The organism is Paraperlucidibaca baekdonensis, from assembly GCF_003387535.1.
Classification (GTDB): Bacteria; Pseudomonadota; Gammaproteobacteria; order Pseudomonadales; family Moraxellaceae; genus Perlucidibaca; species Perlucidibaca baekdonensis.
Genome location: NZ_QUNR01000003.1, coordinates 346,056 through 370,536, shown reverse-complemented (window position 1 = coordinate 370,536; position 24,481 = coordinate 346,056). Strand labels below are relative to the sequence as shown.

General features: G+C 56.3%; 23 protein-coding genes and 1 pseudogene. 10 read left to right on the top strand and 14 right to left on the bottom strand.

Annotated features, from left to right (window positions below; genetic code table 11):
* Window positions 1–10: 10 nt before the first annotated feature.
* The 3 genes from pyrH to rpsB form a co-directional block, all read right to left on the bottom strand.
* Window positions 11–733: a UMP kinase gene (gene pyrH, locus DFR26_RS08280; RefSeq protein WP_116208482.1), complete on the bottom strand. Its 723-nt coding sequence runs from the start codon at window positions 731–733 to the stop codon at window positions 11–13.
* 107 nt (window positions 734–840) lie between these two features.
* Complete coding sequence (tsf, locus tag DFR26_RS08275) at window positions 841–1,722, bottom strand: translation elongation factor Ts (RefSeq protein WP_116208481.1); 882 nt, start codon at window positions 1,720–1,722, stop codon at window positions 841–843.
* Between the two features lie 28 nt (window positions 1,723–1,750).
* Window positions 1,751–2,494 carry a 30S ribosomal protein S2 gene (gene rpsB / locus DFR26_RS08270; RefSeq protein ID WP_116208480.1) on the bottom strand — a complete coding sequence of 248 codons (744 nt, stop codon included), beginning with the start codon at window positions 2,492–2,494 and terminating at the stop codon, window positions 1,751–1,753.
* Window positions 2,495–2,705: 211 nt separating this feature from the next.
* Between rpsB and map the strand changes: the two genes are divergently transcribed.
* The 8 genes from map to DFR26_RS08230 all read left to right on the top strand — a co-directional run bounded on the left by map (window position 2,706) and on the right by DFR26_RS08230 (window position 12,024).
* Entirely contained in the window at window positions 2,706–3,536 is an 831-nt protein-coding gene (gene map, locus DFR26_RS08265) for a type I methionyl aminopeptidase (protein WP_281269896.1), read from the top strand.
* On the top strand, window positions 3,533–6,154 hold the full coding sequence (glnD, locus tag DFR26_RS08260) for a [protein-PII] uridylyltransferase (protein ID WP_116208478.1): 2,622 nt from the start codon (window positions 3,533–3,535) through the stop codon (window positions 6,152–6,154). The genes map and glnD overlap by 4 nt, the downstream gene beginning before the upstream one ends.
* Before the next feature lie 25 nt (window positions 6,155–6,179).
* A complete protein-coding gene (gene dapC / locus DFR26_RS08255; protein WP_116208593.1) occupies window positions 6,180–7,373 on the top strand; it encodes a succinyldiaminopimelate transaminase in 1,194 nt (397 codons plus the stop codon).
* A 27-nt stretch (window positions 7,374–7,400) separates the two neighbouring features.
* The gene (gene dapD, locus DFR26_RS08250; protein WP_116208477.1) at window positions 7,401–8,225 is read left to right on the top strand and encodes a 2,3,4,5-tetrahydropyridine-2,6-dicarboxylate N-succinyltransferase; all 825 of its coding nucleotides are present in this window, start codon (window positions 7,401–7,403) and stop codon (window positions 8,223–8,225) included.
* Window positions 8,226–8,316: 91 nt separating this feature from the next.
* Entirely contained in the window at window positions 8,317–9,225 is a 909-nt protein-coding gene (gene cysD / locus DFR26_RS08245; RefSeq protein ID WP_220375756.1) for a sulfate adenylyltransferase subunit CysD, read from the top strand.
* A 14-nt stretch (window positions 9,226–9,239) separates the two neighbouring features.
* Window positions 9,240–10,889, top strand: a complete 1,650-nt coding sequence (gene cysN / locus DFR26_RS08240) for a sulfate adenylyltransferase subunit CysN (protein ID WP_116208475.1) — start codon at window positions 9,240–9,242, stop codon at window positions 10,887–10,889.
* A gap of 3 nt (window positions 10,890–10,892) precedes the next feature.
* The gene (locus DFR26_RS08235; protein WP_116208474.1) at window positions 10,893–11,228 is read left to right on the top strand and encodes an ArsC/Spx/MgsR family protein; all 336 of its coding nucleotides are present in this window, start codon (window positions 10,893–10,895) and stop codon (window positions 11,226–11,228) included.
* Window positions 11,229–11,298: 70 nt separating this feature from the next.
* Window positions 11,299–12,024 carry an SIMPL domain-containing protein gene (locus tag DFR26_RS08230; protein WP_116208473.1) on the top strand — a complete coding sequence of 242 codons (726 nt, stop codon included), beginning with the start codon at window positions 11,299–11,301 and terminating at the stop codon, window positions 12,022–12,024.
* A 6-nt stretch (window positions 12,025–12,030) separates the two neighbouring features.
* On the opposite strand, the gene DFR26_RS08225 is transcribed toward DFR26_RS08230, so the two are convergent.
* The 8 genes from DFR26_RS08225 to DFR26_RS08190 all read right to left on the bottom strand — a co-directional run bounded on the left by DFR26_RS08225 (window position 12,031) and on the right by DFR26_RS08190 (window position 19,839).
* The gene (locus DFR26_RS08225; RefSeq protein WP_116208472.1) at window positions 12,031–12,483 is read right to left on the bottom strand and encodes a DUF6882 domain-containing protein; all 453 of its coding nucleotides are present in this window, start codon (window positions 12,481–12,483) and stop codon (window positions 12,031–12,033) included.
* Entirely contained in the window at window positions 12,480–13,238 is a 759-nt protein-coding gene (pdxJ, locus tag DFR26_RS08220) for a pyridoxine 5'-phosphate synthase (protein ID WP_116208471.1), read from the bottom strand. The genes DFR26_RS08225 and pdxJ overlap by 4 nt, the downstream gene beginning before the upstream one ends.
* Complete coding sequence (gene recO / locus DFR26_RS08215; RefSeq protein WP_116208470.1) at window positions 13,235–13,969, bottom strand: DNA repair protein RecO; 735 nt, start codon at window positions 13,967–13,969, stop codon at window positions 13,235–13,237. Before recO ends, pdxJ begins: the two co-directional genes overlap by 4 nt.
* 2 nt (window positions 13,970–13,971) lie before the next feature.
* Entirely contained in the window at window positions 13,972–14,925 is a 954-nt protein-coding gene (gene era / locus DFR26_RS08210) for a GTPase Era (RefSeq protein ID WP_116208469.1), read from the bottom strand.
* 1 nt (window position 14,926) lies between these two features.
* Window positions 14,927–15,670 (bottom strand): ribonuclease III, encoded by a 744-nt coding sequence (gene rnc / locus DFR26_RS08205; protein ID WP_116208468.1) that lies wholly within the window; start codon window positions 15,668–15,670, stop codon window positions 14,927–14,929.
* On the bottom strand, window positions 15,667–16,494 hold the full coding sequence (gene lepB / locus DFR26_RS08200) for a signal peptidase I (RefSeq protein WP_220375744.1): 828 nt from the start codon (window positions 16,492–16,494) through the stop codon (window positions 15,667–15,669). Before lepB ends, rnc begins: the two co-directional genes overlap by 4 nt.
* Before the next feature lie 15 nt (window positions 16,495–16,509).
* On the bottom strand, window positions 16,510–18,312 hold the full coding sequence (gene lepA / locus DFR26_RS08195) for a translation elongation factor 4 (protein ID WP_116208591.1): 1,803 nt from the start codon (window positions 18,310–18,312) through the stop codon (window positions 16,510–16,512).
* Window positions 18,313–18,450: 138 nt separating this feature from the next.
* On the bottom strand, window positions 18,451–19,839 hold the full coding sequence (locus tag DFR26_RS08190; RefSeq protein WP_116208590.1) for a DegQ family serine endoprotease: 1,389 nt from the start codon (window positions 19,837–19,839) through the stop codon (window positions 18,451–18,453).
* A 193-nt stretch (window positions 19,840–20,032) separates the two neighbouring features.
* Between DFR26_RS08190 and nadB the strand changes: the two genes are divergently transcribed.
* Window positions 20,033–21,616, top strand: coding sequence for an L-aspartate oxidase (gene nadB / locus DFR26_RS08185; protein WP_116208467.1), 1,584 nt, complete (start codon window positions 20,033–20,035; stop codon window positions 21,614–21,616).
* Between the two features lie 43 nt (window positions 21,617–21,659).
* Here nadB and DFR26_RS11300 read toward each other — a convergent pair.
* Both DFR26_RS11300 and DFR26_RS08180 read right to left on the bottom strand, forming a co-directional pair.
* Window positions 21,660–22,034 (bottom strand): annotated as a pseudogene (locus DFR26_RS11300) (hypothetical protein); the annotation flags it as partial.
* Between the two features lie 4 nt (window positions 22,035–22,038).
* Window positions 22,039–22,422, bottom strand: a complete 384-nt coding sequence (locus DFR26_RS08180; RefSeq protein ID WP_220375743.1) for an FAD assembly factor SdhE — start codon at window positions 22,420–22,422, stop codon at window positions 22,039–22,041.
* Between DFR26_RS08180 and ygfZ the strand changes: the two genes are divergently transcribed.
* Window positions 22,421–23,359, top strand: coding sequence for a CAF17-like 4Fe-4S cluster assembly/insertion protein YgfZ (ygfZ, locus tag DFR26_RS08175; protein ID WP_181899026.1), 939 nt, complete (start codon window positions 22,421–22,423; stop codon window positions 23,357–23,359). The genes DFR26_RS08180 and ygfZ overlap by 2 nt on opposite strands.
* A gap of 18 nt (window positions 23,360–23,377) precedes the next feature.
* Here the strand turns inward: ygfZ and DFR26_RS08170 are convergent, their stop codons facing one another.
* Complete coding sequence (locus DFR26_RS08170; protein WP_116208465.1) at window positions 23,378–24,478, bottom strand: enoyl-CoA hydratase/isomerase family protein; 1,101 nt, start codon at window positions 24,476–24,478, stop codon at window positions 23,378–23,380.
* Between the last annotated feature and the right edge of the window lie 3 nt (window positions 24,479–24,481).

The window sequence follows — 24,481 nt, the reverse complement described above, 5'->3', positions numbered from 1 at the left end:
GAGCTCCAACTCAACGAGTCACCAGCGTGCCCTCTTGCTCTCCCACCACGAGATTGAGCAAAGCACCTGGCTTATTCATATTAAAAACACGTAACGGCATATTGTGATCACGGCACAAGCACATGGCGGTTAAGTCCATGACACCGAGCTGCTTGGCCAATACTTCATCGAAAGTCAGCGTGTCGTATTTCACGGCATCAGGAAACTTCACCGGATCGGCACTGTAAATGCCGTCGACCTTAGTGGCCTTAATAACGATGTCGGCAGTAATCTCAATACCGCGCAAGCAGGCGGCGGTATCGGTGGTAAAAAATGGATTACCGGTGCCGGCCACGAAGATGCAAACATCGCCACCGTGCAAATGCCGCACAGCTGCGCGGCGGTCGTAATGATCGACCACACCGCTCATTGGGATCGCCGACATCAGACGCGTTTTGATGTTGTTGCGCTCTAACGCATCGCGCATAGCAATACCATTCATCACGGTGGCAAGCATGCCCATGTGATCGCCGGCAACGCGGTCAAGACCAGCTTGCTGCAACTCTGAACCACGGAATAAATTACCGCCACCCACAACAATGCCAACCTGCACGCCAATACCCACGAGCTGGCCGATTTCTAAGGCCATACGCTTGAGCACTTTGGGGTCAATACCCACTTCCGCCTCACCAGCGAGTGCCTCACCAGAGAGCTTCAATAAAATACGTTTATGGGCTAAGCGTTGGTCAGTCATCGTCAATAAGCCTCGATAAATTTCGCGTCATGCGCAGCAGAGAGCGCAGAGTTTACCGCAAAAAAAGGCCCCATTGAGGGGCCTTTTTCATGTCACTGACGAGTAACTTACTGGCCAGCAGCTGCCGCAGCTTGAGTTGCGGCGACTTCAGCAGCGAAGTCGACCTCTTGCTTCTCAATGCCTTCGCCCACTTCCAAGCGAATAAAGTTCGTCACAGTCAGACCGGCTTTGGCCAATACCGCACCAACTTTTTGGTCTGGATCGATAACAAACGCTTGATCAAGCAGCGACACTTCGCTTTTGAATTTCTTCAGCGTGCCTTCCACCATTTTTTCAACGATGTTGGCAGGCTTGCCTGACTCAGCTGCCTTAGCTGAGGCAATTTCATGCTCTTTGGCTAACACATCAGCGGGGATGTCATCCGCATTGACCACCAAGGGGTTGGTCGCGGCCACATGCATCGCCACTTGCTTGGTGACTTCTTCGTCGGCTTTGTCGAAAGCCACAATGACGCCAATTTTCAAGCCATGCACATAGGTCGCCAGGGCAGCGCCCTCAACGATCACGGCGCGACGAACCTGAATGTTCTCACCAATTTTTTGCACCAATGACACGCGCGCTTCTTCTACGCTCACGCCGTCATAATCCAATGCCGAAATTTTCTCTGCATTGGTTTCGCGAGCAGCCAGTGCCAACGCAGCCACTTTGTTGGCGAATGCCGAGAAATTGGCATCACGCGCCACAAAGTCGGTTTGGCAGTTGACTTCTAAAGCAATAGCAACACCGCCTTCGGCGGCCAAAATAATGGCGCCTTCAGCAGCAATATTGCCGGCCTTTTTAGCGGCTTTGGCCTGACCTGATTTACGCAGGTTATCAATAGCCAGTTCAATATCAGCACCGGCTTCTTGCAGTGCTTTTTTGCACTCCATCATGCCAAGACCAGTACGTTCACGCAGTTCTTTCACCAGGCTGGCGGTAACTTCTGCCATGGTTTATCCCCTTAATTCTTAAAACACATTACTCAGCAGCAGCGACTTCCACAAAGCCATCGGCTTCACGACCAGCACCTTGTGTGGTGGCGTAATCACGGCCTTCAATGATGGCATCGGCCATGGCGCTGACATACAGCGTGATGGCGCGGATAGCGTCGTCGTTACCGGGAATGACATAGTCAATGCCGATTGGGTTGGAGTTGGTATCAACCACACCAATGACGGGAATGCCGAGCTTACGGGCTTCAGCAATCGCGGTGGTTTCGTGATCAACGTCGATAACGAACATGGCATCGGGCAAGCCGCCCATGTCTTTAATACCACCGAGTGATTTTTCTAATTTTTCCATTTCGCGGGTGCGCTCCAGCGCTTCACGCTTGGTCAGCTTGGCGAAAGTACCGTCAGCGATTTGCGCTTCGATGTCTTTCAGGCGTTTGATCGACTGACGAATGGTTTTCCAGTTGGTGAGCATGCCGCCCAACCAGCGGTGGTTTACATAGGGCATGCCAGCGCGAGTTGCTTGTTCAGCAATGATTGGCGCGGCGGCGCGCTTGGTGCCGACAAACAAGACTTTGTTTTTCTGGCTGGCCAAACGGTTGACGAAATTCAAGGCATCGTTCAATGCAGGAACGGTGTGCTCTAAGTTGATGATGTGAATCTTGTTACGCGCACCAAAGATGTACGGTGCCATTTTGGGGTTCCAGAAGCGGGTCTGGTGACCAAAGTGTGCGCCTGCTTGCAGCAGTTCGCGCATGGAAACTTGTGCCATGAGGTGTTACTCCGTTGGGTTTTAAACTTCCATCGACCCCAGAATACCGACCCACCTTTCTCAGTGGGCACCCGGTAGCTGTGACGGCCGATGTGCTTATTTGGATTTCGCGCTTAACCATCGTGCGTGAGGGCTGTATCCTATACGCCGTCCACGCCATTTGCTCAATTGCGGCGCGCTTTATACCATAGCCGCCCCGAGCGCTCAACTGCTGCATTCGCCCGCCCGCGATGCCTACGGAAAAACTATGACTACGCTGATTAAAACCGCCGACGAAATTGCCAAAATGCGCGTTGCCGGGCGCTTAGCCGCCGAGGTGCTGACCATGATTGGCGCGCATGTGAAACCGGGCGTGACCACCGATGAGCTTAATCAGATTTGCCATGACTATATTGTCAATGTGCAACACGCCACTCCAGCCCCGCTTAACTACCGTGGCTTCCCAAAAAGTATTTGCACGTCGGTCAATCACGTGATCTGCCACGGCATTCCAGCCGAGAAAAAAGTCCTCAAGGATGGCGACATTATCAATATCGATGTCACCGTGATTAAAGATGGCTATCACGGCGATACCAGCAAGATGTTTTTTGTCGGCAGCTCCTCCGTGCTGGCCGAGCGCTTGGTGAAAGTCACACAAGAATGCCTTTATAAAGCCCTAGCGCTGGTAAAGCCCGGCTGCACGCTCGGCGATATTGGCCATGTCATTGCTCAACACGCGCAGGGCCAGCGTTTCTCGGTAGTGCGTGAGTATTGCGGCCATGGCATTGGCGCGGTATTTCACGAAGAGCCGCAGATTTTACATTATGGCCAACCCGGCACCGGCATGGCGTTGCAAGCTGGCATGACCTTTACCATCGAGCCGATGATTAATGCCGGCACGCACCACACCAAATTACTGCCCGATGGCTGGACCGTGGTCACCAAAGATCACAAATTATCGGCGCAATGGGAGCATACCCTGCTAGTTACTGAGACCGGCGTGGAGGTGCTGACCGCGCGCCCAGACGAAGACCTGAGCTTTCTCATCGAGCACGCGGCATGAGCGAAGCCCTCGCGACACTCAACCCAGCCCAGGATAAAGCCCAGCTCAAAGCCGCCCTAGCGCAGCTGACGGAACGCTTTGATGAGGGTCGCGATGTGCGCTTGCTGGTGCGCGAATGGGCGGCGGCAATTGATGAAGTCCTGCGCGAGGCATGGATATCGCTAGGCCTATGTCAAGCCGCCGAGCTCAGCCTGCTCGCCGTTGGCGGTTATGGCCGTGCCGAGTTGCTACCGCAATCCGATGTCGATGTCTTGGTGCTACACCGCCACGACCATCTCGATGAGTCGCTGCAAGCGGCGGTTAGCCAGTTCATCACGTATTTGTGGGATCTCGGTCTCGATGTTGGCTCCAGCGTGCGCTCGCTCACTGACTGCGTGCGCTTGGCCACCGACGACATCACCATTGCCACCAATCTCATGGAGTCGCGCACGCTAGTCGGAGATGCCGCGCTGCGCGATGACATGCTGCGCGTCACCGGGCCCGATCAGCTGTGGCCTGGCAAGGCATTTTTTATTGCCAAGCGCGATGAGCAAATGGCTCGCCATGCCAAGCATAACAACACCGAATACAACCTCGAGCCGGACTTAAAAAACGCCCCCGGGGGCCTGCGCGATATTCAAACTATTGGCTGGGTGGCGAAACGTCATTTTGGCGCCGACACCCTGCGCGGCCTCATTGACCACGGCTTTTTAACCGCCGCCGAGTTTGATGAAATTGATGCCTGTCAATGTGTGCTCTGGCGCTTCCGCTTTGCCCTCAACAAGATCAGTAGCCGCAACGAAACGCGGGTCTTGTTTGATTATCAGCGCCGCCTCGCCGAGCTCTTTGGCTACACCGACACGCAGGCTAACCGCGGCGTTGAGCAGCTCATGCAGGATTATTATCGTGCCGCCACGCGTATTTCCATGCTCAATGAGCTGCTGCTGCAATACTTCGAAGAGGCGATTTTAGGCCACGCCGAAAACGACGAAATCATCCCCATCAATAATCGCTTTGAGATTCGCGATGGCGCTATTCAAGTCACTAGCGAGGATGTTTTTCGGCGCACGCCATCGGCGCTATTAGAGGTGTTTGTGCTGCTCGGCGAACGGCCCGAAGTGCATAAAGTGCGTGCCAGCACCATTCGCCTGATCATGCAGCACCTGCCCTTAATCGATGATAAGTTCCGCAACGATATTCGTCATAAGTCGTTGTTTATGGAGCTGATGCGCTGTCGCACAGCGCTCTTTTCATCACTGCGTAAAATGAAGCGCTACGGCGTGCTCGGGCTTTATATTCCGGCCTTCGGCGCCATCATCGGTAAGATGCAGTACGACCTCTTTCACATCTACACAGTCGATGCGCACACGCTGTTGGTGCTGAAAAATATGCGCCGTTTTCGCTACGCCGAGATGGAGGAGCGCTTCCCGGTGGTCGCTAATGTCGCCAATAATTTGCCGAAAATTGAGTTGCTGTATTTGGCCGGCTTATTTCATGACATCGCTAAAGGCCGCGGCGGCGATCATTCCGAATTAGGCGCGGTTGATGCCTACGATTTCTGCATTAGTCACGGTCTCGGCAAATGGGATGCCAGCTTAGTGTCGTGGCTGGCACTGAACCATTTGGTGATGTCGGTCACCGCGCAGAAAAAAGATGTCTCCGACCCCGATGTGATCAACGAGTTCGCGCAAAAAGTTGGCGACACCGTGCATTTGGACTACCTCTACGCGCTCACTGTGGCCGATATTTGCGCCACCAATCCGACGCTGTGGAACTCATGGCGCGCCTCCTTGCTGCGCCAGCTGTATATGCAAACCAAACAGGCGCTGCGCCGCGGCCTCATCAATCCGATTGCTAAGCAGGAATGGATTGCGCAGACCCGCGACAACGCCACCGAGATTTTGCGCGTGCGCGGCATCGACTCGTTGGCAGCTCAGGCGCTATGGGAGCACTTGGGCGATGACTATTTTCTGCACGAATCTGCCGAAGATATCGCCTGGCATAGCGAGGCCATGCTGGCGCATTCGCATGATGACGGCCCGCTAGTGCTGGTGCGTGAAAACCACAGCAGCCAATACCACGGCGCCACGCAAATCTTCGTCTACACGCGCGATATGCCGAATCTCTTCGCCGCCACCGTGGCTGAGCTCGATCAGCTCAACCTGACGGTCATGGATGCGCGCGTCATTACCTCCACCAGCCGCTATTCGCTCGATAGCTATGTGGTGCTCGATGAGCATGGCCAGCCCATTAATGATGCGGTGCGCCTGCAACATATCGGCGCGCATTTGCGTGAGGCCTTAGCGGAGCCCGATGAGTTCCCCACGCTGGTGCAGCGTCGCCTGCCGCGTCAGCTCAAGCATTTCGACGTGCGCACCGATGTGCGGCTCAGCAATGATTTGGCGAACCAGCGCACCGTGGTGGAAATTATCGCGCTCGATAGGCCCGGCCTGCTGGCACACATTGGCCGGATTTTTATGGAGCATAAGGTCAACCTCCAAAATGCCCGCATTGCCACGCTTGGCGAGCGCGCCGAAGACGTCTTCTTTTTGACCGACAGCGAGCAGCAACCGATCTCCGACCCCGAGCTGTGTGAGCGCTTGTGTGATGCGCTGCGCAGCCAACTTGATGCACGCTAAACACTTAACTTTTGATGAGCGTCATATGAACCCTGATTTAGCGCGGCTACATCCCTACCCCTTTGAAAAACTGAGTAAGCTTTTTTCCGGCCACAGCGCACCAGCGGGCATCAAGCCCATTGCGCTGTCGATCGGTGAGCCACGCCATCCGGCACCGGCTTTCGCGGTAGACACGCTGCGTGATGGCTTAGCCGGCCTATCGACCTATCCGAGCACCCTCGGCCTGCCAGTGCTGCGCGAGGCCATTGCCGACTGGCTCGTGCAGCGTTTTCACTTACGCGGCGTCGATGCCGCCACGCAGGTCTTACCGGTCAATGGCACCCGCGAGGCCTTGTTTGGCTTTGCGCAGGCCGTGGTCGATCGTCGCGCCGAGCAACCTGTGGTGCTGATGCCCAACCCGTTTTATCAAATCTACGAAGGCGCGGCGCTGCTCGCTGGCGCTGAGCCACACTTTCTTTCCTGCACCGGCGCCAATGGCTTTCAGCCCGACTTCGATGCTGTGCCCGAGGCCATTTGGCAGCGCACGCAGCTCATCTATCTGTGCACACCGGGCAACCCCACCGGCGCATTGCTCGATCTTAAGACCTTGCAAAAACTCATCACGCTCAGTGACCGCTACGGCTTCGTGATTGCCTCCGATGAGTGCTACTCCGAGATTTATCGCGATAAGGCGTGCCCGCCACCAGGCCTGCTGCAAGCCTGCGCCGCCATGGGCCGTGATGATTATCGCCATTGCGTGGTGTTTCACTCGCTCTCGAAACGCTCAAACTTGCCCGGCCTACGTTCAGGTTTTGTTGCCGGCGATGCCAGCGTGATGAGCGCCTTTCTGCGCTATCGCACCTATCATGGCTCGGCTATGCCCGTGCAACATCAGCAAGTTTCCGCAAAGGTCTGGCGCGATGAGGCCCATGTGCGCGACAATCGCGCCCGTTACAACGCCAAGTTCGCCGCCGTTTTCGACATTCTCGACCCCGTATTGCCCCTGCAACAGCCAGAAGCTGGCTTTTATTTCTGGGCCAAAACACCGGGCTCCGATGAAGACTTCGCCCGCGAACTGCATGCCCATTGCGCCGTGACGGTACTACCGGGCCGCTATTTAGCGCGCGCCGACAGCGCTGGCGACAATCCCGGCGAAGGCTATGTGCGCATGGCCTTGGTGGCCAGCCTCGAGGAATGCATCGAGGCCGCCGAACGAATTCGTGACTTTTTGACGCGCTAGTGCGTGTCGCTATTTTTGGAGATGACCATGAGCTTAGCCCAACTGATTGAAGACGCCTTTGAGCGCCGCGCCGACTTTTCGCCATCAAACGCGCCACAAGATGTCCGCGATGGCGTCGAGCAAGCATTGGCCATGCTCGACAATGGCAGTGCCCGCGTTGCCGAGAAAATCGATGGTGACTGGGTGGTTAACCAGTGGCTGAAAAAAGCCGTACTGCTGTCTTTCCGCCTCAACGACAATATTCCCGTACCTGCCGGTGGCGGCATGCAGTTCTACGACAAAGTGCCGACCAAATTTGCCGACTGGAATGCCGCGCAATTTGAAGCCTCGGGCATTCGCGTGGTGCCGCCCGCTGTCGCTCGTCGTGGCAGCTTTATCGCCCGCAATACGGTGCTCATGCCGTCTTATGTAAACATCGGCGCCTATGTCGATGAAGGCTCGATGGTTGACACCTGGGCCACCGTCGGCTCCTGCGCGCAAATCGGCAAAAATGTGCATCTCTCCGGCGGCGTTGGCATTGGCGGCGTGCTCGAACCCCTGCAAGCCAACCCCACCATCATCGAAGATCACTGCTTTATTGGCGCTCGCTCAGAGGTGGTTGAAGGCGTGATTATCGGTGAGGGCTCGGTGCTCTCGATGGGCGTGTTTATTGGCCAATCGACACCGATTTATGACCGCGAAACTGGCGAGATCAGCTATGGCCGCGTGCCTGCCGGCTCGGTGGTCGTCGCTGGCTCATTACCGCGTGATAACGGCCGCTACAGCTTAAATTGCGCCATCATTGTGAAGAAGGTTGATGCGCAAACGCGCAGCAAAACCAGCATCAATGACCTGCTGCGCTTAGTCGACTAAGTCATCATTTACACAACTCATCTGGGGCGATCTGAGTCGCTCCGATATACTGCCACGCTGTATTAATCGCTGAGGATTCGCGCGCATGTCGCTGCCTGAACATCGCATGACTCACCTAAAGGCCTTAGAGGCCGAGTCAATTCATATCATCCGTGAAGTTGCTGCTGAGTTTGACAACCCGGTCATGCTCTATTCCATCGGCAAAGACTCCACTGTGATGCTGCACTTAGCGCGCAAAGCCTTTGCGCCCGGCAAGCCGCCATTTCCGCTTTTGCATGTGAATACCACGTGGAAATTCAAGGAGATGATCGAGTTTCGAAACCGCATGGCGGCCGAGGCTGGCATGGAGTTGATCTCGCACACCAACCAAGAGGGTGTGGCGGCGAACATCAACCCGTTTGATCACGGCAGCTCGAAATACACCGACATCATGAAAACTCAGGCACTGAAACAGGCCTTGAGTGCCCATGGTTTCGATGCCGCTTTTGGTGGTGCCCGCCGCGATGAAGAGAAGTCGCGTGCAAAAGAACGTGTGTATTCCTTCCGCGATAAAAACCATCGCTGGGACCCGAAAGTACAGCGCCCTGAGCTGTGGAATCTCTACAACGGCCGCATCAATAAGGGCGAGTCGATTCGCGTGTTTCCGCTGTCGAACTGGACCGAGCTCGATATTTGGCAGTACTTATATCTTGAGCAAATCGAGATCGTACCGCTGTATTTGTCAGCACCACGGCCGGTGGTGGAGCGCGATGGCATGTTGGTGATGGTCGATGACGAGCGTCTGCCCTTACGTGAAGGCGAAGTGCCGATGATCAAAAATGTGCGCTTTCGCACACTCGGCTGCTACCCGCTCACCGGCGCGGTGGAATCCAACGCCGCCACCTTGCCCGAGATCATTCAAGAGATGCTGGTGACACGCACTTCTGAGCGTTCCGGTCGCGCCATTGATCACGATGAATCGGGCTCGATGGAAAAGAAAAAACGCGAAGGCTATTTCTAAGGCCGGGAGCCGACATGATTATTGAACACATCGATAATATTGAAGATTATCTGCACCAACACGAACACAAAGACATGCTGCGCTTCATTACCTGCGGCAGTGTCGATGACGGCAAATCCACGCTGATTGGCCGCCTGCTACACGACTCAAAAATGATTTTTGAAGATCAGCTTGCCGCCATCACGCGTGATAGCGCTAAGCATGGCACGACGGGTGAAGTCGTCGATTTGGCGCTGCTCGTCGACGGCTTGCAGTCCGAACGTGAGCAAGGCATCACCATCGATGTCGCCTACCGCTTTTTTGCCACCGATACGCGTAAATACATCATTGCCGACACCCCCGGCCACGAGCAGTACACGCGCAATATGGCCACCGGCGCCTCGACCGCCGATGTCGCGATTTTGCTCATCGATGCGCGCTATGGCGTGCAAGTGCAAACTCGTCGCCACAGCTTTATTTGCTCGCTGCTGGGCATCAAGCATTTTGTCGTGGCCATCAACAAAATGGATTTGGTCGACTACAGCCAAGCCCGTTTTGACGAAATCAAAGCCGACTTTGAGGCTTTTGTCGCGCCCTTAAACGTGCCTGATGTACAGTACGTGCCGATGTCGGCGCTGCTCGGTGAAAATGTCGTCAATGCCGGCACCACCATGCCCTGGTATAGCGGCCCGACCATGCTGGCGCTGCTCGATGCACTGCCCATTCAGCGCGATGAAGCCCTCGCCGCCATGCGTCTGCCGGTGCAGTACGTAAACCGTCCAAACCTGAATTTTCGGGGCTTCTGTGGCACGCTCGCCGCCGGTCGCGTCACACCGGGCATGGCCATTAAAGCGCTGCCATCGGGTAAAACATCGACAGTGAAATCGATTGTGGTCTGGGAAGGTGAGCTCGCTGAGGCCCATGCAGGCCAGGCCATTACGCTCACGCTCACTGACGAGATTGATATTTCGCGCGGCGATATGATTGTTGCCGCCGATGACACGCTGAGCATGGCACATGGCTTCGATGCGCACCTGGTGTGGATGCACGAGGCGCCGCTGCAAGTCGGCAAAACCTACGACTTCAAAATCGGCACCACCTTCACCAGTGGCCGCATCACCGAGATCGTCCATCAAATTGATGTCAACACGCTGGCGACCAGCGCCGCCGAGCAATTACCGCTCAATGGCATTGCGCTGTGCCGTGTGCAGCTCACGCGCGCGGTGGCCTTCGATGCCTATAAGCAGTGCCACGCTACCGGCAGCCTGATCATCATTGATCGCCTCAATAACATCACCGTTGGTGCCGGCATGATTCATGCGCGCCACGAAGGCATAAGCCACTCGGACGCGCCGGTGAGCGCGAGTGATCGCGAACAGCGCTTAGGCCAGGCCGCGGTACGTATTGTCCTTGAGGCCAGTGGCGCGCAGGCGCTCGCTGAGCAGGTCGAATCGGCACTGTTTGCCGCCGGCGCACTGCCCGCTATTGCTAGCGACAGCGCCGTTGTCGCGGCACTGCAAGCCGCCGGCCTGATGGTCATTGTGCCGGAGGAAGTGGTCGGCGAACGCAGCGTGCGCATCCGTGATGCGGCGGAGGCCATCGCGCCACAGCAGCTCGCCAGCGGCAATGCTGCAGCGGCCGCCGAGGTCGTGGCCTTGCTGCGCGCACAGGGCTTGTTGCACTAAGCCATGCTCACACTGATTGGCATTAAAGCCTGCGATAGCATGAAAAAAGCCGTGGCGCGCCTCGAGCAGAGCGCCACGGCCTACCACTTTCGTGACCTCAAAAAGCAGCCGCCCAGCATGGATGAAGTGCTGCGCTGGCACCGCTTTGTCGGCGATACGCTGCTCAATAAGCGCGGCACCAGCTGGCGCAAACTTGATGCCGACGCGCAAGCGCAGGCCGCAAGCGCTGAGGGCATCGCGGCGCTGATTGTCGCCAACCCAAGCCTCATCAAGCGGCCTTTGCTTGATGCTGGCGATCAGGCGACCGTGGGGCTCGACAGCGCGCTGCTGCCCGAATAAGTCATCAGCGCTGTCAGCGAAAACGCAAGCCAGTCGTCATCTCTACCACGCATTTTGTTTGGAGAGATAGATGACCGCCTCAACACGCCGCACACCAACACTGATCAGCCCATTAGGCTTTGCGCTTTTAATGGCCAGCGTGTCACTGCCGAGCTTGGCTGATGACAAACCGCTCATGCAGCGCGTGGATTTTCAAACCGAGGTCAGCCGCGTTTTAGCCAATGATTTACTGCGCGCGACATTGACCATTGAGGCCAATAATTCAGACCCCGTGGCGCTGTCAAAAACCCTCACTCAAGCGCTCAATGCCGGCCTCAAGCAAGCCAAAAGCTACCCCACGGTGACGGTCAGCACCGGCAATCAAAGCAGCTATCCGGTCTATACCCGTGCGCAAAAAATTGAAGGCTGGCGCGGTAAAGCGTCGCTTGATCTTGAGTCAACTGACTTTAAAGCCGCCAGTGCATTGATTGCCCAGCTGCAAAGTCAAATGCAGTTACGCCAAATAGATTTTGTCGTGGCCGAAGAGACTCGTCGCGCGCTTGAAGACTCGCTCACCCGAGAGGCCATTGCCGCATTTCGTGACAAAGCCGCGCTAGTCACCAAGTCTTGGGGCGCTAAACGCTACGAATTGGTGCAGATGAGCGTTGGTTCAACCGGCAATGACTATCGCCCGCCCATGATGGTGCGCGCGATGGCCATGAAGGTCGAATCCGACAGCATGCCCGCGCAAAACCTGGCCGCCGGTGAAAGCCGCGTGCGCATTACCGTCAATGGCAGTATTGCGCTCAGCCAATGAGCCGCACTAGTCACGATGCAGGGCAATAAAAAGCCACGTATCGCGGTTGCGCGCACGAAAACAGCCGTCGGCCCGCAGATACGCGACGCCGGCGGCAGCCATCTCCCAGGCCATGCCCTCATCTGCGGCAAACGCCTCATCGTCAATAAAGCACGCGTAATCGGTCACCGCCTGCAAACCCTTTAACACCGCGGCGCTATCGCGGGCTGATGTCGGTAACTTGGTGTTTGCCCAAGCCCATTTCCAGGTCTCCTGAGCTGCCGCATAGGTGCCCAAGGCCGTGATGCGAAAGCGCAAACGCTCACCGGCCGCGTCGCTAAACGACACCGTCTGCAAAGTGGCATCGAGCTTCCAGCTGAGGCTGGAAAAATCACCCTGTGTTGCCACAAGCTGCGCTTGCTTGTCCCCTAATGCCTGCGTGCAAGCCGCTAAGTAGGCATCGAATTCATCCGCATTCATGAGCTCGAACGTCCCGCCAGCAGCGCATCACGGCGCGCGGTTAACATCAGCGATTTCATGTCTTCCACGGCCTTGCCTAAGCCGCTAAATAGTGCTTGCGCGATCAAAGCATGGCCTATATTGAGCTCATGAAAAACCGGTATGGCGGCAATCGCCTGGGTATTGTGAAAGTTCAAGCCATGACCTGCATTAACGACGACTTTACCGGCTGCGTAGTCGGCGGCCTGATGAATACGCTTAAGCTCAGTGGCGACCTGCTCCGGCGTTTGCGCGTCGGCGTAAGCACCTGTGTGCAGCTCAATGGTGGGCGCGCCAGCACGGATAGCGGCATCGATTTGTGCCGGCTCAGGATCAATAAACAACGACACATCCATGCCTTGGCGGCCCAAGCGCTGACAAGCAGCGTGCACACGGTCAAAGCCGGCAACAATATCTAAGCCGCCCTCGGTGGTCAGCTCTTCGCGCTTCTCAGGCACTAAACAAATATGCGCCGGTCGAATTTCCTCAGCAAACGTCAGCATCGCCTCGGTAACGGCCATTTCGAGATTCATACGCGTTTGCAGCACGTGCGCCAGTAGGCGCACATCGCGCAGCTGAATGTGTCGCGCATCTTCGCGCGGATGCACAGTGATGCCATCAGCACCATGTGTTTCAGCCAACAACGCCGCATAGACTGGCTCGGGATAGCGGGTGCCCCGGGCTTGGCGCAAGGTCGCCACATGGTCAATATTGACGCCCAATAATAATTCGCTCATGACGCGTTCTCCGGCTTGGCGCTTTCTTGAAGCGCGGCAAATAAATCACGACTTTTTAATGGCTTGTCGCCCAATAATGGCTGCAAAGCACTGCGATACAGCACTTTTGCCAGGCGCATACGCGTTGGTGTCGATAGGTCTTCGGCATCGACGGCCAAAATATCCGCACCCAAACACGCCCCGCGCTGCCCCATACGAGCCGGCAACCAACCATGCTCGGGGTAATACTGATAATACTGATCGGGCAGCAATGGCGTATCGCTATCCGCGGCGACCGTATTGCTGGCCCACTGGCCCATGGCGTCGAGCAGCTGACGCTCAAACTGCCGCAAGATGGGCGCGATGTCATCGGCATTGGCTGCCTGCAGCTCGCTCAAGGCGCCCAAGGCACCGGCGTAGGCAACGAATAGCTCTGGCTGTGGCAGCTCACGTGGCAATAAACGCACTAAGAGCTCGTTGACATAGAGCCCCGAAAACAACGCGCCGCCCTGCAGCGCTAAGGCCGGCGCGGTACTTTCCAAAGCCGCCACCGCGCGCAGCTCACCATGGCCGGCTAGCTGCAGGAAATAAGGCTGAAATACGCAGGGCATGTGTTGGCCTTTGCGCCGCGCACCCCGCGCAATGGCACTGACGCGCCCATAATCAGGCACAAAAAAATCCACCAGCACACTGGTTTCGCGATACGCGCGCGCATGCAATACATAGGCAGGAAACCACGGCGCGGCGTTCATATTCAGTCGCTGCTATAGCCCAAGCTTTTCAATGCGCGCTCGTTATCAGACCAGCCGCCTTTAACTTTGACCCACAGCGACAGCATGATTTTGCGGTCAAACAACTTCACCATATCGAGACGCGCCTCGGTACCAATGAGCTTGAGCCGGCTGCCGCCATCACCAATGACAATTTTCTTTTGGCCCTCACGCTCGACCAAAATACAAGCCGAGATACGCAGCAGCTTGCCCTCTTGCTTGAACTCCTCGATCTCCACCGTGAGCTCATAGGGAATCTCTTCGCCGAGCTGACGCATGATTTTTTCACGCACCATCTCAGCCGCTAGAAAACGCTGCGAACGATCGGTGATTTGGTCTTCATCGAAAAATGGCGGCGACAACGGCAGGCGCTTACCGACAGTGGCATGGAGCTCATCAACATTGTGGCCACGCAGGGCCGACACCGGCAGCACATCGGCAAAGTTCATGCGCTTCGAGAGCTTCTCAATGGCCGGCAGCAGCGCAGCTTTATCATCAACTGTATCGACTTTATTGATGACTAAAATCACCGGCAGCGCCGTTTTCTGCAACTTCTCCAGCACCAGCTCATCGTCTGTTGTCCATTTTAAGGCATCGACAACGAATAAAATCACATCAACATCACGCAGCGCCGAGGTAGCCGCCCGATTCATATAACGGTTAATGGCCTTGCGCTCTTCGCCATGAATGCCGGGCGTATCAACATAAATTGCCTGCACCAGATCACGGCTGACAATGCCCAAAATACGGTGCCGAGTGGTTTGTGGCTTGCGCGAGGTAATCGACAGCTTTTGCCCCAGAATATGGTTGAGCAAGGTCGACTTGCCCACATTGGGCCGGCCAACTATCGACACATAGCCGCAACGGTAGTCGCTTGGAAATGCTTTTTTAGCCTCGCTGCCGCCAAAAAACGCATTAATGACGTCGTCATTTGCCATATTACTGTCCTGATGAGGGCGACGTTGGCCCCGTGCGTAAGCCCAGTTTGGCGGGCGGTAAGAGTCGTTGCAGGGCGGCATTAGCCGCTTCTTGTTCGGCGTAACGGCGACTAACGCCACTGCCTTCGGTGCTAAACGCGGGCTGCCCAGCTTGGGCCGGCACATCGCAACGCACACAAAAAAACTGATCGTGAGCCTCACCAGTCACCGACAATACCTCGTATTGCGGCAGCTCCAAACGCCGCGCTTGCAACCATTCTTGCAAACGACTTTTCGGATCTTTGAGGCTATCACCCACAACAATATGGCTGAGTCGATCGCCATACCAACGCTGAATATGCGTCATCATGGCCGGCAGCGGCTCACCGTCACGGTGCATCGCGCCAATGACCGCCTCAACGGTATCGGACAAAATCGATTCACGACGATAACCGCCGCTTTTAAGCTCGCCCGAACCCATGACTAAGTAATCACCCAATGACCATTCACGAGCAATAATCGCTAGGCTATCTTGCCGCACCAGCGTGGCTCGCAGACGTGACAGCCGGCCCTCGTCTTCTTGTGGAAACTGCAGAAATAAACTATCGGCCACCACGAAATTCAGCAGGCCATCGCCAAGAAACTCAAGGCGCTCGTTGTTGCGGCGACCCGACACACTGCGGTGCGTGAGCGCTAAACGCAACCAATCCAGATCCTGAAACTGGTAGCCAATGGTACGCTGCAGTCGCGCGAGGGCATCGGTCACTGAATGCTGCCGTTGTGCGAGAACGTTGGCCAATGCAGGCCTGGCTGTTTGTGCAGCCAAATATAAAACGCGCGACCAACAATGAGCTGCTCCGAGACCGGCCCCCAAAAGCGGCTGTCATTGGAGTTGTCGCGGTTATCGCCCATCATAAAATACGAGCCGTCGGGCACGGTGTAGCGCCACTCAGAACCGGCAGGTTGCATGCCCGCCTCTTCACGCGTGAAATGCCGGCGATCACCGAGCTGCTCAAGATAAATAGCCTCTTCCGGTGCCGCCTCAGCGCGCGCCGGCTGCAGCTCACGCGCCGCCTCAGCGCCATTGATATACAACACTTCATTGCGGCTTTCGACTAGGTCGCCGGGCAACCCAATGACGCGCTTGATGTAGTTAATCGAGGGCTGCGCTGGGAAGCGAAAGACCATGACATCACCGCGTTGCGGCTCACCCAGCGGAATAATTTTGGTGCCTAACACCGGCAGGCGTATGCCATAAGCAAACTTATTGACTAGCACATAATCGCCAACCTCAAGGGTCGGAATCATCGAGCCGGAGGGAATGGTAAACGGCTCGGCAATAAACGAGCGCAGCACCCACACCACTGCCAGCACGGGAAAGAAACTATGCGCCGTTTCAAATAACCAAGGCTCGCGCAGGATGCGAGCGCTGGCCTCATTTGGCAGGACTTGGCCAGCATTGGCGGCCTGTGCTTGAGCCGCTTGCAGGCGCTCTTGACGGCCCGGCTTCAGCAGCAGCGCATCAAATGCCCACAACGCACCACTGATCAGCACAGCCAGGGTCAGCACTAACGAAAAATCAATATCCACGGCGTAACCCCAGGGTCATTTATCCACTTTCAAGACAGCCAAGAAAGCATCTTGTGGAATCTCCACATTGCCCACTTGCTTCATGCGCTTTTTGCCTTGTTTTTGTTTGTCCAAGAGCTTGCGCTTACGGCTCACATCGCCGCCATAACATTTCGCCAGCACATCTTTGCGCATGGCCTTGACCGTTTGGCGAGCCACAATTTGCGTGCCAATAGCGGCTTGAATAGCCACGTCAAACATCTGCCGCGGAATCAGTTCTTTCATTTTTTCGACGATCGCACCGCCACGGTAGCGGGCATTATCGACATGGCAAATCATCGCCAAGGCATCAACGCGCTCGCCATTGATTAAAATATCAATACGCGCCAAACGCGTGGACTCAAATCGCACAAAGGTGTAATCGAGCGAGGCATAGCCACGCGAACACGATTTTAATCGATCAAAAAAGTCGAGCACGACCTCGCCCAGCGGCACGTCATAGGTCAATGCCACTTGCTTGCCATGAAATAACAGACTTTTTTGCACGCCACGCCGATCTTGGCAGAGCTTGATGACATCACCGACATAATCGGGCGGTACTAAAATATGACACTCAGCGATGGGCTCGCGGAAGTCTTCAATGGAGCCCGTATCGGGAAGCTTTGAGGGGTTGTCGACGTACAGCACTTCGCCCTTTTTGGTCTCAATTTCATAAACCACGGTAGGCGCGGTGGTGAGCAGATCAAGGTTGTACTCACGCTCCAGACGCTCTTGCACGATTTCCATGTGCAGCATGCCCAAAAAGCCACAACGGAAACCAAAGCCTAACGCATCGGATGATTCTGGCTCGAAAAACAACGCGGAGTCATTGAGCGTGAGCTTCGACAAAGCATCGCGAAAGGGCTCGTAATCATCGGACGTGATGGGGAACAGACCGGCATAAACCTGTGGCTTGACCTTTTTGAAGCCCGGCAGCATGGCCACATCGGGCGTGGTATTGAGCGTCAGCGTATCGCCCACAGGGGCACCAAAAATATTTTTAATGCCGGCAATAACAAAGCCCACTTCGCCGGCATACAGACCATCGGTTTCGGAATGCTTGGGGTTAAAAACACCGACACTGCTGACAATATGGTGCTGGCCTGTGCTCTTCACCAAAATTTTATCGCCCTTTTTGACCTTGCCGTTTTTCACGCGCACCAAGGACACCACACCCAAGTAGTTATCGAACCACGAGTCAATAATCAGGGCTTGTAACGGGGCTTCACGGTCACCCACGGGCGGCGGAATACGTGCCACCAAGGCTTCCAAGACCTCCACCACACCAAGGCCAGTTTTGGCACTACATTGCGGCGAATCGAGCGCCTCAACACCAATAATTTCTTCGATCTCTTCACAGACACGGTCTGGTTCAGCCTGTGGCAAATCGATTTTGTTGAGCACCGGCATAACTTCCAAGCCTTGCTCAATGGCGGTGTAACAATTCGCCACCGACTGCGCTTCCACGCCTTGCGCGGCATCGACAACCAAGAGCGCACCCTCACAGGCAGCCAGCGATCGACTCACCTCATACGAAAAATCGACGTGACCGGGGGTATCAATAAAATTGAGTTGGTAACGAATGCCATCGGCTTGGCTGGTGTAATACAGCGTCACCGAATGGGCTTTGATGGTGATGCCCCGCTCGCGCTCAAGATCCATGGAATCAAGAACTTGCGCCTGCATTTCACGCTCAGTTAGGCCGCCGCAAATTTGAATAAAACGGTCAGCGAGTGTCGACTTGCCGTGGTCGATGTGCGCGATGATGGAAAAATTACGAATATGCTGGATGTCAGACACGAACACTCACCCATTAGGGGGTCAAAAATTGAGGGCGTAGTGTAGCTGATTCGCCAGTCGGCGACCAAAAATAGCGTCGCTCGGTGCCGATATATTCTGTGCCGAGCCGCGAGGCGCGAGTCGGCACAGGTCATACCGCTACTCGTCAGTTGCTGCCTCTAGCCGCAACGCAACAATTTGCGTCATGCCGCGACGAGTCACACGCAAAGCCACCGTGGTGCCGGGCTTGAGCTTACGCACAGCAGCAACAAACTCACGGGCATCATCGATCGCCGTGGTGCCCACCTGCGTGATGACATCACCCGGACGCAAACCGGCATCAGCACCCGAGCCTTCCACCACTTGCACAATCAGCGCTCCGCCACTGACTTTTAATTGCTGCTTCTCGGCCGGCTGCAAATCGCGCAGGCGCATGCCAAGGCGCGATAAATCAGGGCGATCAGGTGCAGTTGCCGCCAAATCATCTTCGGGAATCGCTTCAATCGTGATGCTCACCGTTTGCGCTTTACGCTCACGGAAAACCGTCATGGTGTAGCTTTTACCGACGCTGGCTCGACCCACAGCCTGCGGCAGCTCAGCCGATAAACTAATGTCATTTCCATCGAACTGCGTGACGATATCACCGGGCTTCAAACCGGCTTTATCCGCCGGTGATTTCGGCTCCACGCTAGCAATCAAGGCACCGGCTGGTCGCGGCAGGCCATAGGCATCGGCGAGGTCTTTGGTGACCTCTTGAATCGCTACACCGAGCCAGCCACGACTGACCTTGCCCTTTTCGCGCAGCTGCTCAACCACTTCCATGGCGACATCCATGGGGATGGCAAACGACAAGCCCATGAAACCGCCCGAGCGGCTGTAGATTTGCGAATTAATGCCCACCACTTCACCGCGGCTGTTAAATAACGGGCCGCCAGAGTTACCCGGGTTGATGGCAACATCGCTTTGAATAAACGGCACGTAGGCCTCACTCGGCAGCGCGCGCGCTTTCGCACTGACAATGCCCGAGGTCGCCGAATAATCGAAGCCAAACGGCGAGCCAATGGCTAATACCCAGTCGCCAACGCGTAAATCGGCAGGCTTACCAATCTGCACAATCGGTAAATCCTTGGCGGCAATTTTTATCAAGGCAATGTCGGTGCGCGGATCCGTACCAATGACTTTTGCCTCAATTTCGCGGCGATCATTGAGACGTACCATGACTTTATCGGCGCCATCGATGACATGATTATTGGTCAGCACATAGCCATCGCTGCTGATGATAAAGCCCGAGCCAAAAGACTGTTGCACGCGTGGCTGCGTGGGTTGCGCCTCAAGGCCATAAAAACGCCGCAAGAGTTCTTGAATATCTTCATTACCGCTGTTGGATGAGCGCTTGCTCTTCGTGGTCGAACTGATATTGACCACCGATGGGCTGACATCGGCCACGATATCGGCAAAGTCTGGCGCGGCATCGGCATAGCTGGCACTAGCCATGACCGAGAGCACAGCCGCCAGGCACCAACGGCTCACAGGTTTCATCATTTGCATTCGCTTGATCTCCTCGCAGGGCGGCTCGCCAATCGCGAGCATAGGCCGATAACGCCACCAAGCTTAATCGGCTGACAGGCATTCGCCTAGCGTCAATAGTCGTCAGAATTTTCTGGCGAAATGTCCGTTGTTTAGCCGTGACAGACCAGCAGAATGTGTCATCATTCGGTCACTTTTTTCCAGTGACAACGCCATGGCCACCAGTTTTTCTTACGATGTGTTGATCATCGGCGGCGGTGCAGCTGGCCTCACGCTGGCGCTCAACCTTGATGCGTCCTTGCGCATCGCGATGATTTCAAAAGCCGCGCTCACCGAAGCCAGCACCTATTACGCGCAAGGTGGCGTGGCCGCCGTCGTTGATGCGTCTGACTCGGTCGACAGCCATGTCAGCGACACACTCGTTGCTGGCGCTGATTTGTGCCATGAAGACGTGGTCACACATACGGTGGCGCATGGTCCCGAGGCCATTGATTGGTTGCTGGCTCAAGGCGTGCAATTCACCCTCGATGACAGCGATCATTTGCACCTCACACGCGAAGGCGGGCACTCGCATCGACGCATTATTCATGCCGCCGACACCACCGGCCAGGCTATCTCGAAAACGCTGATTGAGCGGGTGCTGGCCTGTGCACATATTGATTTGCTGGAGTCGCGTATTGCCGTGGATGTCATCATCGATGATCACGCGCGTGCCGCTGGCGCTTATGTGCTCAATAAAGACAGCGGCGAAGTAGAAACCTTCAATGCCCGCTTCGTGGCGCTCGCCACCGGCGGTGCTAGCAAGGCCTATCAGTACACCTGCAATCCCGATGTGGCGACGGGCGATGGCATTGCCATGGCGTGGCGCGCCGGTTGCCGGGTCGCCAATATGGAATTCAACCAATTCCATCCAACCAGTCTTTACCATCCGAGCGCAAAAAACTTCCTCATCACCGAAGCCATGCGCGGTGAAGGCGCGGTATTGCGTCTGCCCGATGGCGAGCGTTTTATGCCGCGCTTCGATGCGCGCGCCGAGCTTGCCCCGCGCGATATCGTGGCGCGCGCCATCGACTTTGAAATGAAGCGCCTCGGTCTGCGCCACGTCTGGCTCGACATCACGCACAAAGATCCGGCGTTTATCACCAGCCATTTTCCGAATATCTACAACACCTGCTTGGCGCAAGGTATTGATATCACCAAAGACTGGATTCCGGTGGTGCCCACGGCGCATTTCACCTGTGGCGGCGTCATGGTCGATCTGCACAGCGAAACCGATATTGCGCATTTATTTGCTATCGGCGAGACCTCATTTACTGGCTTACATGGCGCTAATCGCATGGCTAGTAATTCGCTGCTCGAATGCTTTGTGTTTGCCATGTCGGCGGCCAAACGCATCCACGCCCTGCTCGATACACCGGCGCCGCCAGCGAGCCCGCCGTGGGATGCTAGCCAAGTCGGCAATCCCGATGAAGACGTGGTGATTTTGCACAACTGGGATGAGCTGCGGCGCTTTATGTGGGACTTTGTCGGCATCGTGCGTACCACGAAGCGCTTGGAGCGTGCACTGCATCGCGTCGAGCTGCTACAAGCCGAGATCAATGAGTATTACAGCAATTATCATGTCTCATCGAATCTGCTCGAGCTGCGCAACTTGGTGCTGGTCTCGGAGCTGATTATCCGTAGCGCGTTGGCGCGGCGGGAGTCGCGGGGTCTGCATTACACGCTCGACTATCCCGAGCGTCTTGCCAGCGCTGACGATACGATTTTACAACCGGACGACGCCGCCACAGCACATTAACGCGTAGGTGTCGCCAGTCCTCGGCGCTGAGCTGGTCGCGCCAAATGGCCATACGCCAGTGCCTAGGCGTGTCTCGCAATGAACCATCGTCAGATGGCGTAGTATCGACTTCCAGCACGTCATCGGCGCGCTGGCGAAAGCTCAGGCACAACAAGCCCGGCCAGTCGCGCACCGGGCCATCGAGCTCAGCCAAATACACGCGGCCCTGATGGTCGGTGAGCCGCCAGCCGCTGGCGGCTTGTTGCAAAATAGCAATCTCGCCACTACTAGCAGGCCGGCGCCAAAACCACCGCGCCTGCAAAGCAAAGGCACTATATGCGGGCAATAAATACAACAGAGGCACATGCCCGGTGAGTGGCGCTAAAGCCAGCAGCGCCAGCACCACAAGCCGCCACAGGCGCTCACGGCGCGAGGGCATGAGCTCACAAGGTGTGCGCCAACTTAGCCAAGATGGTGCCGATAAGCGCGCGATAGTCGCTGTCGTCGGGCTGGGTGTATTGCATAAACCACGCCAAGAGATCGACGTCTTCTTCGGCCAATAAGCGCTGAAAAATGATTTGCTCCGCTTCTGGTGCATCACGGTAGTGATCCTCCATATAAGGCTCTAAAATCACATCGAGCTCTTTTAGGCCGCGTCGGCACTGCCAACGCAACTTACGCTCGGCTTCACTAAATGGCCGCGTCATGGAAAACCTCTGCAAACTGGCGTATAAGCGCGGCAGTATATAAGAGGTAGTAGCGCCACGGCTAAAATGCCAATGCCGTGATGCCATTTTCTCACTGATGATCAGGAGCGCTTTGCCCATGACACACCCCTGCCCTAGCCACGAACACCGTCTTGCCATTGCCCATGAGCGCGCTAACGCTGCGCTGAGCGTTCCGCTGGCGTGGAGCAGCCTACAAGTCACTGGTCCTGATGCGCACACATTTTTACAAGGCCAAATGAGCTGTGACATGAAGCAAGTCACCGCCGAGCAAGCCAGCCTGGGCTGCCTACTGAGCTTAAAAGGTCGCATCGAAGCCAGCGTTATTGTCGTGCAAGGCGACGCGGGCTATGACTTGCTCATGCCCAGCGCGCAACGCGAGACAGTGCGCAGTCGACTGGCCAAATACGCGGTTTTTTCAAACGTTACATTGCAGCCGGCGCAAACACACATCACCGGTCTTCTGGGCAACTCAGCCTTGCCCAAGACACTCGCGACCACACCCTATGCCACGCAGCAAACCGCCAACGGTCAGCTCATTCGTTTGCCAGGCCTGCATCGCGGCCTACGCCTTCAGGATGAACCGGCGACCGCCGCGCCCGACAGCGCTCAAGCGGCGTGGCAGGCCGAAGCCATTGTCAGTGGCGAGCAACACATTGATGAAACGATGAAAGATTTGTGGCAGCCACAAGAGCTCGACTACCACCGCCTTGGCGGCGTGAGCTACCAAAAAGGCTGCTATATGGGGCAGGAAATTGTGGCGCGCTTGTACTTTCGTGGCCAGCTGAAAACCGGCTTATGTTGGCTGCATGCGCCATGGGTAGACACCGATGCCTCGCTCGAATGGCCGGTGATGGCCGACGAGAAAGCCGTGGGTCGCGTGCTGAGCTTGGCGTGGCCAGATACACAATCCATCTGGCTTTTGGCCAGCGTGCGCCTCGATGCCGAGGCGTTATATTGGCAGCTTGCCAATGGCGAACGCGTTGCGCTCAGCCGTGAGCCCTTTCAGCGTCACGAGCTGATCACGCCGCCCGGCTAGGCGCTATTAGCACGCCGCTTACGACAAGTCTGCCAATGGCTGGCTCATACCGGCTGGTAGCGCGTAATGAGCGGCAATATGCTCAGCACTCACCTCGGCCAATGTCGCCGGCTGCCAGCGTGGGCTGTGGTCTTTATCGACCAATAACGCCCGTACGCCCTCGGGAAAGTCGGCATGCAGCGCGCACTGCGTGGAGATAATCCACTCTTGGCGAAAGACCTCAAGCAATGACAGGTCACGGCTGTTATGCCATTGCCGCCAAACCAGCGCCGCACTGGTCGGCGAGCCTGTGCGGTAAGTGCTAATGGCTTTCGCCAACCAGCTATCTTCAGGCAGATCTTGCGCGCGCCAGGCGGCATCTAGCGCACTGAGCTGCTCATGCGCACACAGCGACTCAATGGCCTCACGGCGCGGCTCGACTTGCGGCGCGGGCAATTCGCTTAAGGCCAACTGCGCGAGCACCGCCTCAATGTCCTGACTCACGGACTCGCCCGAGAGTTGCTGTAGCGCATCGAGCAATGCCTGCCATTGCGTGGAGGCCACGGCATGCGTTGCTAGGCCTAAGTGCAGGGCATCGGCGGCATTAATTTGGCTCGCGCCAAGGCCTAGAAACAAGCCCACACGCCCGACAAGACGCGACAAGATATAACTGCCGCCGACATCGGGATACAAACCAATGCCAATCTCGGGCATCGCCAGGCGCGATGTCTCAGTGACCACACGGTATCGCGCGCCCGCAAACAACCCCATACCGCCGCCCATCACCACGCCATTGCCCCAGACCAGTAATGGCTTGGCGTATTGGTGAATGTAGTAGTCCAGACGGTACTCGCGGGCAAAGAAGTGCGCCGGCGCCATGGGATCGCCCTCACCAGTGCGTGCCGCCTGCGTGAGATCACGCACATCGCCGCCGGCACAAAAGGCGCGATCGCCACGGCCACGCAGCAGCACCATGGCAATACGGGCGTCATTCGCCCACTGTTCGAGCTGCGGCAATAACGCCTCAACCATGGCTAAGGTCAGCGCATTGAGGCTACGTTCGCTGTCGAGTGTGGCGATGCCTAGGTATTGGCCGTCGACCATGGCTAGGGTGTCAAAAACAACGGGTGATGCGCTCATAAA